This window comes from Acidocella facilis ATCC 35904 (assembly GCF_000687875.1).
Classification (GTDB): Bacteria; Pseudomonadota; Alphaproteobacteria; order Acetobacterales; family Acetobacteraceae; genus Acidocella; species Acidocella facilis.
In genome coordinates, this window is the sequence record NZ_JHYG01000007.1 from 115,855 (window position 1) to 131,122 (window position 15,268).

A 15,268-nucleotide genomic window follows, 5' to 3' on the forward strand; every position below is an offset into this window, starting at 1 on the left:
AACACAGATTACAACGCGGCCGGGCTGGCTCATCCGCGCCTGACAGCGCCCCATATCGATTGAACGAAACCGATTGAACGAACGTGAGGTTTCATGCGCATCCACCTTGGCTACGAGATTATCGTATCTCACCCTCAGCCCACGCCCATGATCGCGCATCTGAGCATCCATGAGTCACGCGTGCCCGACCTCGCCGGGTCTGACAAGCTCGCCATTCATCCGCCGGTATCGGTCAGTCAGTATCGTGATGGGTTCGGCAATAAAGTCTCGCGTTTTGTCGCACCCGCCGGGCAGATCCGGCTGAGTGCGGACATGCTGATCGATGACCCCGGCACGCCAGATCTTTGCGTCCCCGATGCCCGGCAGCACGAGATTTCCGATCTCCCGGACGAGACGCTGCGCTTCGTGCTCGGCTCGCGCTATTGCGAGACCGACAGGATGGTGGAAATCGCCTGGGCGCGGTTTGGCCCAGTGATCGGCGGCTGGAACCGCGTGCAGGCGATCTGCGCCTTCACCCATGAACATATCAAATTCGGCTATCATTTCGCCCGCAACACCCGCACCGCCTTCGAGGCCTATCAGGAGCGTGTCGGCGTCTGCCGGGATTTCGCGCATCTGGCGGTGACACTCTGCCGGTGCATGAACATTCCAGCCCGTTATTGCACCGGCTATCTCGGCGATATCGGCGTGCCGAAAGACCCCGCGCCGATGGATTTCTCCGCCTGGTTCGAGGCGTATATCGGCGGCCAATGGCTGACCTTCGATGCGCGCCACAATATTCCACGGATTGGACGTGTGCTGGTCGCGCGCGGCATGGATGCGGCGGATACCGCCATCACCACCCATTTCGGCGCCCATACGCTGGATGGATTCCGCGTCTGGACGGATGAAGTGCAGGCTTGAAGCTTTCGCCGCCTCTTTGAAAAAATGCGGCACCAAAAAACCTTTAAAATTTCAAGGCCGTCCGGCCCGGTGATAAGGATGCCCCGCCAGAATGCTCTGCGCCCGGTAGATCTGCTCGGCCAGCATTGGCCGCACCAGCATATGCGGCCAGGTGAGGGTGCCCAGCGAGAGTTTGGCCCCGGCCCGGGCGATCACCGGCGCGTCCAGCCCCTCCGCTCCGCCGATCACGAAGGCCAGTTTTTTGCTCCGCTCCAGCCAGCCGGCCAGCAGCTTCGCCAGCCCCGGCGAATCCGGGGCCGCGCCATCCATATCCAATGCGATCAGAAATTCATCGGCCTTCAGCGCGGCGAGGATGGCCTCGCCCTCGCGGCGCTTGATCTCGGCGGGAGCGCCTTGCCCGTCCGCGAACTCCACCAGCCCCATCGCGGGGCGGATGCGTTTCGCGTAACGGGCAAACAGCTCCATCTCCGGCGCCTTCGACGGCGCCTTGCCGATGGCGAGCAGCCTCAAGCCTCGCTATCCGCCTCATCCAGCTCGGCGGACCACATCTTCTCCAGCCCGTAGAGCGTGCGCGCCTCGGGCTTGAACAGATGCACGACGATGTCGCCGGCATCGATCAGCACCCAGTCAGTGCCGGTCGCGCCCTCGGTCAGCGGCTTGCGGAACCCTGCCGCGGCCAGCTTCTCGTAGAGATGCGTCGCCATCGCGGCGATCTGCCGGTCGGCGATGCCGGTGGCGATGATCATGCGGTCGGCGAAGGAGGCGCGGCCGGCCAGATCCAGCGTGACGATCTCCTCGGCCTTGTCGTCCTCCAGCGTGGTGACGATGACCGCCTGCAGCCTGTCCAGAAATTCCGGGGTGGTCTTCGGCTCGGCCTTCTTGCGCTTCGGCCCGGCGATGGCGGCCTTCTTGCGCGGGGTGCCGGGCATGCTGGCAATCGAGTCGGTGACCGTTTCGGCGGCCGGCTTGGCGGCGCGCTTACGCGGGGCGGTGGTTTTGGCGCCCCGGCTGGCCGGGGTGCGGGTGGGCGTGCGCGTTATGGCTGCGTTCCTTCTAAAATCCTGCGGCGCAATGCGGTGGCCGAGGCCGCGTTCTCCCGCACGGGCAGGAGAATCCAGGCCGGCGCCCGCATTGTCGCCAGACATAACCCAGCCCGCGCGGGAAGGCGATCTTTTTGGTGGCGCTTTGCCGCGCGCCCGGCCAGCGCCTGGCGGGTGGCGCCGGGGCGGGGGACGACGAGCATCGGCATCGCATGGATGATCTCCTGCCAGCGCCCCCAGCGCGGCAGCTGGATCAGATTATCCGCCCCCATCAGCCAGACGAAGCGCACGCGCGGAAAGCGGCGCTTGAGGCCGCGCAGCGTGTCGCGGGTATAGCGCGTGCCCATGCGGGTCTCGATATCGGTGGCGATGATCCGCCTGCCATCGGCGATCCTGCGGGCACTCGCCAGGCGCTCCGCCAGCTTCGCCATGCCGTTCGCCGGCTTCAGCGGGTTGCCCGGCGAGACCAGCAGCCAGAGCTGGTCCAGCCCCAGATGCCGCACCGCCTCGCGCGCCACATGCAGATGCCCCTCATGCGCCGGATTGAAGGAGCCGCCGAGCAGCCCGATTTTCAGCCGGTGCCGATGGCCATAGGTTGGCGTGTTGAAGGGCAAGGGGCGGGGTTACGGGCGGGTTTGGCCGGTGCCGCGCACCACGTAGCGGAACGTCGTGAGCTGTTCCGGCCCGATCGGCCCGCGCGCATGGATATGGCCGGTGGCGATGCCGATTTCCGCGCCGAAGCCGAACTCGCCGCCATCGCAGAACTGGGTCGAGGCGTTCCACAGCGTTACCGCCGCCGGGCAGCGCGCGAGGTAAGCCTCCGCCACCGCCTCATCCTGGGTGATGATCGCCTCGGTATGCTCGCTGCCATGGGCGCGCACATGCGCAAGCGCGCCCTCCGGCCCGTCGACCACGGCGATGGTGAGGATCGCATCCTGCCATTCGGTGTCGAAATCCTTCTCTTCGGCGGCGGGCAGAGCCGGCAGGATCGCCCGCGCTTGCGCATCCGCCTTGAAGGCGCAGCCCAGCTTGGCGAGGTCTTCCACCAGCACCGGCAGCAGGGAAGGGGCGATGGCGGCGTCGATCAGCAAGGTCTCGGTGGCACCGCAAACGCCGGGGCGGCGCATCTTGGCATTGGCCAGCACGCTACGCGCCATCTCAGGGTCGGCGGCCGCATGGATATAGGTGTGGTTCAGCCCCTCGGCGTGGGAGAGTACCGGCACCCGGGCCTCACGCTGCACCAGCTCCACCAGCGTCTTGCCGCCGCGCGGGATGATCAGATCGATATGCCCGACAGCCCCCAGCATGGCGGCGACGAAGCGCCGGTCGGTCGAGGGCGCCACCTGCACCGCATCCGCCGGCAGCCCGGCGGCGCGCAGCCCGGCGGTCACCGCCTGGTGGATCGCCTGGGCGGAATGGAAACTCTCCGAGCCGCCGCGCAGAATGATGGCATTGCCGGATTTCAGCGCGATGGCGGCGGCATCCGCGCCGACATTCGGGCGGCTCTCATAGATCATCCCCAGCACGCCGATCGGCTGGGCGATGCGGGCGATGCGCAAGCCGTTCGGGCGGGTCCATTCGGAGAGGGTGCGGGCCAGCGGGTCGGGCAGATCCGCCACCTCTTCCAGCCCCTTGGCCATCGCCTCCACCCGGGCCGGGTTCAGCAGCAGCCTGTCACCGAACGCGGCCGAGCCTTTATAAGCGGCCATGTCCTTGCCATTCGCCTCCAGGATCGCCGGGGCGGCTTCGCGCAGGGCAGAGGCGGCTTCGCGCAGCCCGGCATCGCGCGCGGCGGCTGGGCGCTGCGCCAGGGCGGCGGCGGCGGCACGGGCACGGCGGCCCATCTCCTCCATGGTCTGCGAAAATGTCTCGGACTCAGCGTTCATGGCGCACATGCTTGCCCAGTCCTGGCGGGAAGATCAACTGCGGGTTACACTGACTTCAGCATGCCTGATCTCCTCGATTCGCTGATGCCCGGGCTCGCATTGCCGCCAGGTCCGGTGCTGCGCACCACGCGCCTCACCCTGCGCCCGCTGCATGGGGGGGATGTCGCCGCCTTTCATCGTCTCATCAATGACTGGGACATCTGCCGGCGCGTGCCGGACGCGCCCTTTCCCTATCCCGCCCTGCAGGCAGCGGAATGGGTCCAGGCGGCCGGGGCGGACCGGGCAGCCGGCCGGGCCGAGCAATTCGCCATCACCGATGCCAGCAGTGACGAGCTGCTGGGCTGCGCCGGGCTGAAACTCTCCAAGGACCGCAAATCCGCCGAGCTGGGCTACTGGATCGGCCGCGCCCATTGGCGCCAGGGCTACGCGCTGGAGGCGGTGCGCCGGCTCACCGAATGGGCCTTCGCCAGCCTGCCGATCACCCATCTCTCCGCCGTGGTGGCGGCGGATAATGACGGTTCGCTGGCGCTGCTGCGCAATCTCGGCTTCACCAAGACCCATAACGGCCACCGCGTCTTTTCCTGCCGCCCCGGCGAGAAGCTGCCGGTGAAGCATTTTACCCTGGCCCGCGAGCTGCCGCAGGACGCCAAGGCGGCCCCGCCCGAACAGGCGGCGAAAACCTTGCTGGTGGTCGCCGCCGCTTTGATCGACGCGCAGGGGCGCATCCTGCTGGCCCGCCGGCCCGAGGGCAAGAAGATGGCCGGGCTCTGGGAATTCCCCGGCGGCAAGCTGGAGCCAGGCGAGACTCCGGAAGGCGCGCTGGCCCGCGAGCTGCGCGAGGAGCTGGGGCTGGAGACCGACCCTAAGGATTTCGCCCCCTTCGTCTTCGCCTCCCATGCTTATGACAGTTTCCATCTGCTGATGCCGGTGTTTCTCTGCCGGCGCTGGCAGGGCGAGCCGCGCGGCCGCGAGGGGCAGAAACTCGCCTGGGTGGCGCCGCAGGATCTGGCCGAATACCCGATGCCCGCCGCCGACCGTCCACTGATACCGATGTTGAGGGATTTTCTATGAACGACGCACAAGCCGGCAACCCCACCGCCGCCATCCTGATCATCGGCAATGAGATCCTTTCCGGCCGCACCCAGGATGTGAATGTGCAGTTCATCGCCCAGCGCTTGGCCGCCCTGGGCATCCGGCTGCAGGAGGTGCGGGTGGTGCCCGACATTGCTGCGCGGATCATCGGCGCGGTGAACGAGCTGCGCGCCGCCTACACCATGCTGTTCACCACCGGCGGCATCGGCCCGACCCATGACGACATCACCAGCGAATGCATCGCCGCCGCCTTCGGCGTGCCCTGGGAGCTGCATGAGGAAACCGACCAGGAGATGAAGGCCCATATGGGCGAGCGCTACAACGAAGCCCGCCAGCGCATGGCGACGATGCCGCGCGGCGCCGTGCCGATCAAGAACGAAGCCAGCATCGCGCCGGGCTTTACCATGGGCAATGTGCATGTGATGGCCGGGGTGCCGCGGATCATGCAATCCATGATGAAGACGCTGGAAGCCACCCTGCCGCGTGGCGAGGCGATCCGGATGCGGGCCGTGCACGGCATGGGGGTGATGGAAGGCGGCATCGCCGCCGGGCTGGAGGCGATCCAGGAGGCGTTCCCGCAGCTCGATCTTGGCAGCTACCCGTTCAAGCGCGATGGCGGCTGGGGCGTTGCGCTGGTTGCCAAGGGCACCGACCTGCCGGCCATCGAGGCGGCGATTATTCAAGCCACCGAACTGATCCGCGCCCAGGGCGTGGAGCCGGTGCAGGGCGAGCCGGGCTGACGACTGGTCTGGTTGAACCGGGACATCGAGCTTTTTTGCTTTGATCCTCTGATTTTTATTTTGACGTGCAATTTCATGTGTTTATCTTGACGCTGCCGGGTCAACCTCAACATATATTGCTCTGATAAAGCGCCTCATCCTTTTGGCGGCGGCGACTTTGCCGCCTTCGCCTAAATATTTTTACGCAAACGCATTCGCCCGGCAGAGCCGGATAAACCCCATCGCCGCCTGATGCAGCGGCCGGCCGGCGACGGCGGTGAGCAAAATCTGCCGGGTCAGATCCGGCTCCACGAAGTCCCGCGCCGCCAGAGACGGGGAGATCGCCGCACGGTCGGAGAGCAGGGCCACGCCCAGCCCGGCGCGCACCAGCTCCTGCATCTGTCCCAGCCCGGCGCGCAGGCGCTGGGTGCGCAAAGGCGGTTCCGCCAGCCGCGCCAGCGCCTCGCCGAAATTGCCGCATTCATCGCTGAGCAGCAGGGTTTCGCCTGCCAGATCTTCCAGGCCGCACTGGTTTTTGCGGGCAAGCGGATGGGTTTCCGGGCAGATCAGCCGGGGGGTGTCGGTGAAGACCGGCCAGCGATTCAGCCGCTCGGGCAGCGGCGCGTCGGCGGGGAGCAGGGCGCAATCCAGCGCGTCGGCCAGCATCGCATCCACCAGCGTACCGCATGGCGCCTCGGAGAAATGGATTTCGGTGCCGGACAGCACGCGCAAAATCTCCGCCACCGCGCCGGTGATCGGCGTGGCCGGGATGCCGGGGCCGAGCCCGATGCGCAGGCTGCGCGGGGCCGGGTTCTGATGGGCGCGGGCGAGCGCCTGCGCGGCCTGGGCGGCCTCCACCATCGTCTCGAAATGCGGGCGCATCTCCTGGCCCAAAGCGGTCAGGCGGGTGAGGGTACGTTCGCGGAAGATCAAGGCGCCGCCAAGCTCTTCCTCAAGCTTCTGGATTGCGCGCGAGAAGGCCGGCTGGGTGACGTTGCAGGCCTCGGCGGCACGCGAGAAATTCAGCGTCTCGCACAAGGCCAGAAAATAGCGGACCTGGGTGAGTTCCATCAGCGCAGGCCCGCCAGCGCGTCCAGAATGGCCTCTGGCTCCGGCCATTTGGTGAAATCCATATCCACGAAGCGCCGGGCGATGCGCCCATCCGGGGTGATGATGAAAATCGCCGGCACTGGCAGGCACCAGGCGGCATTGCCGTGGCGCAGCTCCATATCCAGCCCGGCGGCGATCAGCCCGGCGCGGTAGAGGGGGGGAATCCGGTACACCACCCCGGCCTGCAGCCCGACGCCGAAATCCACATCGCACAGCACGTCCAGCCGGCTGCCATGGCGGGTTTGCAGGGCGGCGGGCAGGGGGCCTGTTTCAGGGGTAAGGGCAAGCAGCGAGGCGCCCATGTCGGCGATGCGCGGCATCGCCTCGGCCAGGGCTTCGAGCATCAGCTTGCAGAAGGGGCACCAGGTGCCGCGGAAAAATCCAAGCACCACCGGCCCGTGGCGTAACCGCCCGTTGAGCGAGACCAGCCCGCCCTGCGCATCCGGCAGCATGAAATCCGGGAAAATGGCCCCTTCGGGCAGGATCAGCTCCGCCATGCCGGCCGCTTCGAGGGTTTCGACAAGCTCGCGATACGACGCATCCCAGACCGCATTTTCACGCCGGCTTGCGCGCAGACTATCCAGCTTCTGGGTCAGATCGCCGATGGTCGGCCTCCTGGGTGGCGTAGGGTATTATGTATTGAGAGTGACGCCGGAGCGTCAAGAAGACATGGGAGTCCCCATTCCGGCGCCCCACGCCAAGGCGTGAGGCGCTGTGCTGGCGGTTACTGGCTGTTGCTGCTGTGGCCCATGCTGTTATTGCCCATGCTGTCATGGCTCATGCCGTTGCCCATGCTGTCCTGGGTTTTGGTCTTGCCCATATCATCATGCTGCATCGCATTATTGCCCATGCTGTCATGGCTCATGGCGTTGTTGCCCATGCTGTCATGGCTCATGGCGTTATTGCCCATCGTATCATGGCTCATGCCGGTGCTGGTCTGGGCGAGGGCGGCGCCGGCCATGGAAAGGGACATGGCAGCGGCGAAAGCAAGTGAACGCAACATCGAAATTCTCCTGTGGGTGAGGCCGGAAGATCCGGTGCCCCTGAGATGGCCCATTCACGACCGGCTGCGCCAATGCCGTTGAGGCATGAACTCGATGCCTGAATCAACCGCATCCAGGCCGGCATCTATGGCGTATAAGGCTGTACGTTTTCAAAACCGAACGGAGTGCCGGCCATGCGTGCGCGCGTCATTCATCCCTGGCCCTTGCGGCTGACCCACTGGCTCAACGTCATCGCGATGGTGATGATGATTGGCTCCGGCTGGCAGATTTATAATGCCTCGCCCTTGTTCAATTTCAATTTCCCCGTCGGTATCGGCGCCTGGCTGGGGGCGGGCATCGCCTGGCATCTGGCGGCGATGTGGCTGCTGGTGCTCAACGGGCTGATCTATCTGGTCTGGAGCCTGGCCAGCGGGCATTACAGGAAATTCTTCCCCATCCGGCCGCGCGCGGTGCTGGCGGATCTGGGGGCGGCGTTCCGCTTCAATCTCAAGCATGAGCGCGGGGTTTATAATGCCGTGCAGCGCCTGCTGTATCTGGGCGTGCTGCTGGCCGGGCTGCTGGCGGTGCTCTCGGGGCTGTCGATCTGGAAGCCGGTGCAGCTCTGGTTTCTGTGTGATGCCTTTGGCGGGTTTTTCATCGCCCGTTACGTGCATTTTTTCGCGATGACCGGGATCTGCCTGTTCATCCTCGTTCATCTTCTGCTGGTGGCGCTGGTGCCGAAAACCTTGCCCCCGATGATCACTGGAGGCCGTCTGCCATGATCCAACGCCGTTCATTGCTGCTGCGCGCCATGGCGCTCGGCGCCGCCGCCCCGCTCGGGGGCTGCAATTACGAGGATCCGGCGCATCCGGACCTCGCCGATAAATTCCTGCATGCGATGTCCGCCTGGAATGACCGGGTGCAGGAGGCTCTGTTCGACCCGCGCACCCTGGCGCCCACCTTCCGGGCGGACCAGATCACCCGGCCGCCGCGCTTCAACGCGTTCTATTCCATCGATCAGGCGCCGGTCGTCGATGCGGCGAGCTACAAGCTGGAGCTGGGCGGGCAGATCCAGAGCAAGACCGGCTGGAGCCTGGCCCAGCTGCGCGCCCTGCCGCAGCATGAGCAGATCACACGCTTCGTCTGTGTCGAAGGCTGGCGGGTGATCGGGCAATGGTCGGGCGTGCGCTTGAGCGATTTCCTGGCGCATGTCGGCGCGGATACAAGCTGCAAATATGTCAGCTTCAAATGCGCCGATGGCTATTACAGCTCCATCGACATGCCATCGGCCCTGCATCCGCAGACCATCCTGGCGCTGGATTTCCTGGGCCAGCCGCTCACCGCGCCGTTCGGCGCGCCGGTGCGGCTGCGCATTCCCATCAAGCTCGGCTTCAAGAACCCGAAATCGATCATCCAGCTCGCCGTCACCAATGTCTATCCGGGCGGCTATTGGGAGGACCAGGGTTATAACTGGTTCAGCGGCTCGTGAGGGCGCATCGTCTGGCGCTGGCCGCCGCCTTCGCGCTGGCCGCGTCGCCGGCCTTTGCCCGTCCGGTGCTGGTGGAGCTGTTCACCTCGCAATCCTGCTCCTCCTGCCCGCCGGCGAATGCGCTGCTGGGCCAACTGAAAGCGCAGGATAAGGATATTCTGCCTCTGAGCTTCGACGTGACCTATTGGAACGATCTGGGCTGGAAGGATACCGACTCGCTCCCCGGCGCCACGGACCGGCAGGATTGGTATGCCAGCCTGCGCCACAGCACCGAGGTTTATACGCCCGAGGCGGTGGTGGATGGGCAAAGCCAGCTTGTCGGCAGCCATGCGGCGGAGCTGCGCGCGGCGATCAAATCCGCCAAGGCGGCGCCCGCGGGGAATGTGGCGATCGGTATTTCCGGGCAGGATCAGCTCGGCATTTCGGTGGCCGCCGGCAAAGGCACCGGCTCGGTGCTGCTGGTTGGCTATGACGACCAGCACCGTACCCATGTCGGCGCCGGGGAGAATGGCGGGGTGCTGATCACCGAGGTGAATGTGGTGCGCGCCATGGTGCCTCTGGGCGCCTGGTCCGGGGCCGCGTTGCAGTTGCGGGCGCCGCGCCCGGTAGGGCAGCATGTCGCGGTGATCCTGCAGGGCGCCGACGGCCAGGTGCTGGGGCTGGCGGCACGCTGATTTGCCCGCGGGAGTCGCTCATCGGGCAAAGAAAAACCCGCCTCATGGCGGGTTTTTCTTTGGAAAATCTCCGGATCAATAAAGGCCGCCCAGAGATTTCTCGACCGTGGAGGGCGTGGCCGGCGTACCGGGGGCAGCTTGCTGGCCGGGGGCGGTCAGGCTCGGGGCGCCGCTCTGGCTGTTATCCATGCCGCCGCCGAGCAGGCCATTCTGGTTCTGTGCGCCGGGGCTCTGGCCGGGTTTGAAGGCTTCCGTCACCATCTGCCCGTTCGGTTCGGGCACTTGCTGCAGGGTCATCCCGGGCGGGGTGGCGAAATCCAGATCCGGCTGGCCCTTGAGCGCCACCTTCATGAACTCATTCCAGACCGGGCCGCAGACATTGCCGCCGGTCTCGTTGTTGCCCAGGCTGGTCGGCGTGTCGAAGCCGGTCCAGCAGCCGGTGACGATGCCCGGCGTGTAGCCGATGAACCAGGCATCGTTGAAATCGTTGGTGGTACCGGTCTTGCCGGCGACAGGCTGGGAAATGCCCTTCACCGCCGGAACACCGGTGCCGCGCAGCACCACGCCCTTCATCATCACCTGCATCTGATAGGCGGAATCCGGATCCGCCACCTGCTGGCCGGTCTGGGTCAGAACCGGGGGCTGGTCGGGGTTGCCATTCACGCAATTGGCGCATTGCTCGCCGGGCGCCTGATAGAGCACCGTGCCATCCGGGTTGGTGACGCTGTCGATCAGGCTGGGTGTGACCATCCGGCCGTAATTATCGATGGTCGCATAGGCGGCGACCATCTTCCACAAGGTGGTGTCGATGGCGCCGATGGCCGATGGGTAATAAGGCGGCATTTTATCGACGATGCCGAAATCCTGGAAGGTTTTGGCGATCGCCGGCAGGCCGATCTGGCGCGCCAGGTGCAGCGTCGCCAGGTTGAGCGACTGCTCCAGCGCATGGAAGATCGGCACCGGGCCTTCGAAGGTCAGCTCATAATTGCCGGGGCGATAGACGGTGCCATCCGGCAGGGTCTGCACGAAGGGGCCGTCAAGCACCTGGGCGTCGGGCTGGATGCCCTGTTCCATGGCGGTGAGATAGACCAGCGGCTTCACCGAGGAACCCGGCTGGCGCTGCGCCTGGATGGCCCGGTTGAAGGGGCTGACATTATGGCTCCAGCCGCCGACCATGGCCAGCACCCGGCCGGTGCGCGGATCCATCGAGATCAGCGCCGCCTGGACCAGCGGGATCTGCTCCAGGGACAAAGCGTTGAGGTCGCCGGAGACCATCACCACATCGCCTTCATGCAGCACCTGGGCGGTGGAGCTGGGATGCGCGCCGGGATGGCCGTTCACCAGCGGGCGGGCCCAGCGCATATTGGCGATCGGCAGCGTGCCGATGCCGGGCTTGCCGTCCGCCGGGTCGAGCGTGCCGATGCGCGCGCTGGGGCCGCTGGCGGAAAGGACGATGCCAAGCCGCCAGCCCTCGCGCATGCCTTGCGGGGTGGATTGCTTGGCCAGCAGCTTCTGCCAGTTATCGGCCAGATCGGGCGTCGCGAGATGGTTCACCAGCCCGTGCCAGCCGCCATAGATATGGTCGTAATCCTCCAGCCCGTTGCGCACCGCCGTGGTCGCGGCCTGCTGCAGCGTCGGGTTGAGGCTGGTGCGCACGATCAGCCCGCCGGTATTCACCGCGTCGGCGCCGAATTTCTGCACCAGCTGGGCGCGCACCGCATCGGCGAAATAGCCGCCATTCACCAGATCCTGGCGGGCCTGCCCGGCTTTCGGCAGCAGCGGCTCGGCCAGCGCGGCCGTCGCCTGGTCCTGGGTGATGACGCCATCAGCCAGCATCCGGCCGATGATGAAATTACGCCGCTGCAGCGAATCGGCGGGGTGGAGGAAGGGGTTGTAATTGGTCGGCGCTTTCGGCAGTGCCGCCAGCGTCGCCGCCTGGGCGACATCGAGCTGGGAGAGCGGCTTGTCGAAATAGGTCTGCGCGGCGGCGGCGACACCGAAGGAGTTCTGCCCGAGATCAACCTCGTTCAGATACAGCGTCAGCACCTGCTGCTTGCTCATCGCCTGGCTGACGCGCATCGCCAGCAGCGCCTCCTTAATCTTGGTGGCGAAGGTGATGTGATTATCCAGCAGCATGTTCTTCACCACCTGCTGGGTGATGGTGGAGGCGCCGATGGGCCGCCGGCCGGAGCCGATCAAGGTGATGTCGGTCAGCCCGGCGCGCACGATCGCCGCCGGATTGATCCCCGGCTCCACCCAGAACAGCCGGTCTTCCGCCGAAATGAAGGCGTTCTGCACGACTTTCGGGATCTGGTCGTAGGACACATAGATGCTGTGCTGCGTGCCCATTTCCGCCAGCAGCTGGAAATTCGAGGTATAAACGCGCGATTCCAAAGGCGGCTTGTAGGTCTTCAGGCTGTCGATGCTGGGCAGGCCGGAGGAGAAATACAGGAAGCCGCCACCCGCCACGACGATACCGGCGATGATGACGACAAATGCCAGTCTATAGAAGCTGGAGACGCAGAACGCGAAAATTTTGCCGATCAGGCCGCGAGGCTTGCGGGGCTTCGGCGCGCGCGGGTCCCGGGGCGGTTTTGGCCGTTGCGGGGCCTGCTGGCGGCTCGGGCGCGCCAGCCGCTCGCCGGGCGTGAAATCGTCATTCTGATCGGACATGCGCGGCTCTTAGCACCTTGTTTTATGGCCCGCGAGAGAGCCGAAATGACAGCTTTGCAATTCAGCCGGCCATGCGCCCGCCGGCCGGGCCGGTGAAATAATGGTCCACCGCGCGGGTGAGCTTCGCCACCAGCTGGCGGCGCTGGCGCAGGTCGCGCAGGCGCCGTTCATCCTCTGCATTGCTGAGGCAGCCCATCTCCAGCAGCACGGAGGGGATGGAGGGGTCGCGCAGCACCGCGAAATTGGCGCTGCGCTTGGGGTCCGGCAGCAGCGGGATGTCGCCGGCAAGCGAGCTGGCGATGTCGTTCTGGAAGGTGGCGGAGCCGATCTTGGTGGCGCGTGTTTCCAGGCTGGCCAGGATATTCGCCACTTGCGGGGACACGCCGGAGGGGCCGGCGCTGGGGCCGTCGGCGCTGTTTTCATCCGCCGCCACCGCCGCCGCCAGCCGGTCGGAGGCCTTGTTGGACAAGGTGAACACTGAGGCGCCGCGCAGATCCGATTCGGGCAGATGATCGCAATGCATCGAGAGGAACAGATCCGCCTTATGCGCCAGCGCCAGATTGACGCGCCCCTCCAGCGTGATGAACTCATCGCTGCTGCGGGTCATCGCGACGCGGTAGCGGCCGGTCTCCAGCAAAGCGTGGTGGAATTCCAGCGCCGTGGCCAGGGTAATGGTCTTTTCATAATAGCCGTCAGGGGCGATGGCGCCGGGATCATGCCCGCCATGGCCGGGATCCAGCATGATCAGCGGCTTCTGCATGGCGGCGCGGGCCGGACGGGAGAGGGCGGCAAGCCCGGCGGCGCCGAGTCCCAGGCGCAGAAAGTCACGGCGTGTGGGGTCGCAAATCAGGCACATGCGTGTGGTCCTACCATCCGGCTTTCAGTTTTGGCTATGACTCATTGATAATCAGCCGGTTTTAGCGCGAGAAACGTAACCGCTTTATGTCCGCTTCTGGGTCGGCATGTGGCGCCGCACCAACATCTCACCGATCTGCGGGAGGGGGCTTGCGGAAGTTTTCCGGCTTGGCTATAGGCTCGCCGCATCGGAGTGTAGCTCAGCCTGGTTAGAGTACTGTGTTCGGAACGCAGGGGCCGGAGGTTCGAATCCTCTCACTCCGACCAAATTTTCTCTTAGACATTTTAATCTTTGGTCTTGGTAGAATTTAATTTTCTCCAGGTGCGGTCACGCTTTTCTGGCGTTTTTTTCACGTGCGTGGGCGAAATGATGCTGCGCTGCAGTATAGTGCGTTAAAAATTCCAAAATTCATAAAAAACTTTCCTTGAAGCAATTGCCTCCGAAAAATCTCTGCCCCATAGATGCTCTATTGTACCGGAGCGTATCTGGCGAAAGTTTTATTTTGCCGGTTTGCATGGGATGACATTTTGGAAGGAAACGACATGTCGGGGACCTCGGCTATCGATATCAGGCGGGCGCGTAATGCCGTTGTGGCCGCTTTCTTGGGCTGGACGCTGGATGCGTTCGATTTCTTCATTCTGATCCTCACCCTCGATAACGTCTCCAAGGCGTTCGGCGTCACCATCGGCTCCGTGGCGTTCTCGATCACCCTGACGCTCGGCACCCGCGCCATCGGCGCCTTCGTGTTCGGCCGGCTGGGGGATATTTACGGCCGCAAGCCGATCCTGATGCTGGTGATCGTCCTCTATTCGTTCTTTGAGGCGATGACCGGTTTCGCCTGGTCCTTCGTGTCCTTTATGGTCATCCGCACCTTGTTCGGCATCGCCATGGGCGGCGAATGGGGCCTGGGCTCCTCGCTGGCGATGGAGACGATCCCGGATCGTTGGCGCGGCTGGGTCTCCGGCCTGCTGCAGGCCGGCTATCCGTTCGGCTTCTTCCTGGCCACGCTGCTGTTCGATTTCGGAATGCAGCCGCTGGGCTGGCGCGGCATGTTCTTCGTCGGCGCGCTGCCGGCCCTGCTGGTGCTCTACATCGCCACCCAGGTGGAAGAGAGCCCGGCCTTCGAGGCGATGAAGCATCGCCCGACCAAGGTTTCCATCGGCACGGTTCTGCGCAAGAACATGAAGCTGGTTGTCTATGGCGTGTTGATGATGGCCGCCTTCAACTTCTTCTCCCACGGCACGCAGGACATTTACGTCAAGCTGTTCCTGGGCAAGCAGCTGCACTTCACCCACAGCCAGATGGCCAATGCCGGGCTGATCTTCAATGCCGGCGCGATCATCGGCGGCATCCTGTTCGGGTTCCTGAGCCAGAAGATCGGCCGCCGCTACGCCATCATCGGCGCCTGCTGCGTCTCGCTGCTGGCCCTCTATCCCTGGTCGCATGGTTCGGATTTCACCACCATCGCCATCGCCGCCTTCTTCATGCAGATCGGCGTGCAGGGTGCCTGGGGCGTGGTGCCGGTGCATCTGAACGAGCTCTCTCCGTCTGAAATCCGCGGCACCTTCCCGGGCTTCGTCTATCAGCTGGGCAATTTCGTCGCCTCCTTCAACGCGCCGATCCAGGTTGGCATGGCGATGAGCCATGGCGGGGATTACGGCTATGCGCTGGCGGTGGTCGGCGGTGTCGTCGCCGTGGTGCTGATCCTGCTGATGCTGTTCGGGCCGGAAGCGCGCAACGTCTCGATGACCCACGCGACCCTTCCCGAGTAATCTCGATGCCTTGGGCCGGTTGCGGCCCTTGGCAAGCTGCTTCCGAAAAGGGATGCTTCCGCGAGGGAGCA

Annotated in this window: 16 protein-coding genes and 1 tRNA gene; 8 read left to right on the forward strand and 9 right to left on the reverse strand. The window is 65.0% G+C overall.

What is annotated here, in order from left to right; genetic code table 11:
- Positions 1 to 147: 147 nt before the first annotated feature.
- Positions 148 to 903 carry a transglutaminase-like domain-containing protein gene (locus T331_RS0110900; protein ID WP_081822217.1) on the forward strand — a complete coding sequence of 252 codons (756 nt, stop codon included), beginning with the start codon at positions 148 to 150 and terminating at the stop codon, positions 901 to 903.
- Positions 904 to 954: 51 nt separating this feature from the next.
- Here T331_RS0110900 and T331_RS0110905 read toward each other — a convergent pair whose 3' ends face one another.
- The 4 genes from T331_RS0110905 to T331_RS0110920 all read right to left on the reverse strand — a co-directional run bounded on the left by T331_RS0110905 (position 955) and on the right by T331_RS0110920 (position 3,838).
- Positions 955 to 1,413 carry a 23S rRNA (pseudouridine(1915)-N(3))-methyltransferase RlmH gene (locus T331_RS0110905; protein ID WP_008492537.1) on the reverse strand — a complete coding sequence of 153 codons (459 nt, stop codon included), beginning with the start codon at positions 1,411 to 1,413 and terminating at the stop codon, positions 955 to 957.
- Positions 1,410 to 1,832, reverse strand: coding sequence for a ribosome silencing factor (rsfS, locus tag T331_RS0110910; RefSeq protein WP_026440036.1), 423 nt, complete (start codon positions 1,830 to 1,832; stop codon positions 1,410 to 1,412). The genes T331_RS0110905 and rsfS overlap by 4 nt, the downstream gene beginning before the upstream one ends.
- A 107-nt stretch (positions 1,833 to 1,939) precedes the next feature.
- Positions 1,940 to 2,557 (reverse strand): nicotinate-nucleotide adenylyltransferase, encoded by a 618-nt coding sequence (locus tag T331_RS0110915; protein ID WP_026440037.1) that lies wholly within the window; start codon positions 2,555 to 2,557, stop codon positions 1,940 to 1,942.
- Positions 2,558 to 2,566: 9 nt separating this feature from the next.
- Entirely contained in the window at positions 2,567 to 3,838 is a 1,272-nt protein-coding gene (locus T331_RS0110920) for a glutamate-5-semialdehyde dehydrogenase (RefSeq protein WP_026440038.1), read from the reverse strand.
- 51 nt (positions 3,839 to 3,889) lie between these two features.
- On the opposite strand from T331_RS0110920, the gene mutT reads away from it, so the two are divergent.
- Positions 3,890 to 4,900: an 8-oxo-dGTP diphosphatase MutT gene (gene mutT / locus T331_RS19210; protein WP_211248715.1), complete on the forward strand. Its 1,011-nt coding sequence runs from the start codon at positions 3,890 to 3,892 to the stop codon at positions 4,898 to 4,900.
- Positions 4,897 to 5,661, forward strand: a complete 765-nt coding sequence (locus tag T331_RS0110930) for a competence/damage-inducible protein A (protein ID WP_026440040.1) — start codon at positions 4,897 to 4,899, stop codon at positions 5,659 to 5,661. The genes mutT and T331_RS0110930 overlap by 4 nt, the downstream gene beginning before the upstream one ends.
- Before the next feature lie 180 nt (positions 5,662 to 5,841).
- On the opposite strand, the gene T331_RS0110935 is transcribed toward T331_RS0110930, so the two are convergent.
- From T331_RS0110935 to T331_RS0110945, 3 genes are all read right to left on the reverse strand, one after another.
- The gene (locus tag T331_RS0110935) at positions 5,842 to 6,711 is read right to left on the reverse strand and encodes a LysR family transcriptional regulator (RefSeq protein ID WP_026440041.1); all 870 of its coding nucleotides are present in this window, start codon (positions 6,709 to 6,711) and stop codon (positions 5,842 to 5,844) included.
- Positions 6,711 to 7,247: a peroxiredoxin-like family protein gene (locus T331_RS0110940; protein ID WP_155992689.1), complete on the reverse strand. Its 537-nt coding sequence runs from the start codon at positions 7,245 to 7,247 to the stop codon at positions 6,711 to 6,713. The genes T331_RS0110935 and T331_RS0110940 overlap by 1 nt, the downstream gene beginning before the upstream one ends.
- A 227-nt stretch (positions 7,248 to 7,474) precedes the next feature.
- Positions 7,475 to 7,753, reverse strand: a complete 279-nt coding sequence (locus tag T331_RS0110945) for a hypothetical protein (RefSeq protein ID WP_008492546.1) — start codon at positions 7,751 to 7,753, stop codon at positions 7,475 to 7,477.
- Positions 7,754 to 7,927: 174 nt separating this feature from the next.
- On the opposite strand from T331_RS0110945, the gene T331_RS0110950 reads away from it, so the two are divergent.
- From T331_RS0110950 to T331_RS0110960, 3 genes are read left to right on the forward strand one after another with little or no spacing between them, the layout of a single operon-like run.
- A complete protein-coding gene (locus T331_RS0110950; RefSeq protein WP_026440043.1) occupies positions 7,928 to 8,515 on the forward strand; it encodes a cytochrome b/b6 domain-containing protein in 588 nt (195 codons plus the stop codon).
- Positions 8,512 to 9,222, forward strand: a complete 711-nt coding sequence (locus T331_RS0110955; RefSeq protein ID WP_026440044.1) for a molybdopterin-dependent oxidoreductase — start codon at positions 8,512 to 8,514, stop codon at positions 9,220 to 9,222. The genes T331_RS0110950 and T331_RS0110955 overlap by 4 nt, the downstream gene beginning before the upstream one ends.
- A complete protein-coding gene (locus tag T331_RS0110960) occupies positions 9,219 to 9,896 on the forward strand; it encodes a DUF1223 domain-containing protein (RefSeq protein WP_026440045.1) in 678 nt (225 codons plus the stop codon). The genes T331_RS0110955 and T331_RS0110960 overlap by 4 nt, the downstream gene beginning before the upstream one ends.
- Positions 9,897 to 9,971: 75 nt before the next feature.
- On the opposite strand, the gene T331_RS0110965 is transcribed toward T331_RS0110960, so the two are convergent.
- Both T331_RS0110965 and T331_RS18115 read right to left on the reverse strand, forming a co-directional pair.
- Positions 9,972 to 12,569: a penicillin-binding protein 1A gene (locus tag T331_RS0110965; protein WP_026440046.1), complete on the reverse strand. Its 2,598-nt coding sequence runs from the start codon at positions 12,567 to 12,569 to the stop codon at positions 9,972 to 9,974.
- A 61-nt stretch (positions 12,570 to 12,630) separates the two neighbouring features.
- Positions 12,631 to 13,425 (reverse strand): N-acetylmuramoyl-L-alanine amidase family protein, encoded by a 795-nt coding sequence (locus T331_RS18115; RefSeq protein WP_008492551.1) that lies wholly within the window; start codon positions 13,423 to 13,425, stop codon positions 12,631 to 12,633.
- A 188-nt stretch (positions 13,426 to 13,613) separates the two neighbouring features.
- Between T331_RS18115 and T331_RS0110975 the strand changes: the two genes are divergently transcribed.
- Together T331_RS0110975 and T331_RS0110980 are read left to right on the forward strand one after the other, a co-directional pair.
- Positions 13,614 to 13,691, forward strand: a tRNA-Pro gene (locus T331_RS0110975).
- Between the two features lie 276 nt (positions 13,692 to 13,967).
- Positions 13,968 to 15,197, forward strand: coding sequence for an MFS transporter (locus tag T331_RS0110980; protein WP_008492552.1), 1,230 nt, complete (start codon positions 13,968 to 13,970; stop codon positions 15,195 to 15,197).
- The last annotated feature ends 71 nt before the right edge of the window (positions 15,198 to 15,268 follow it).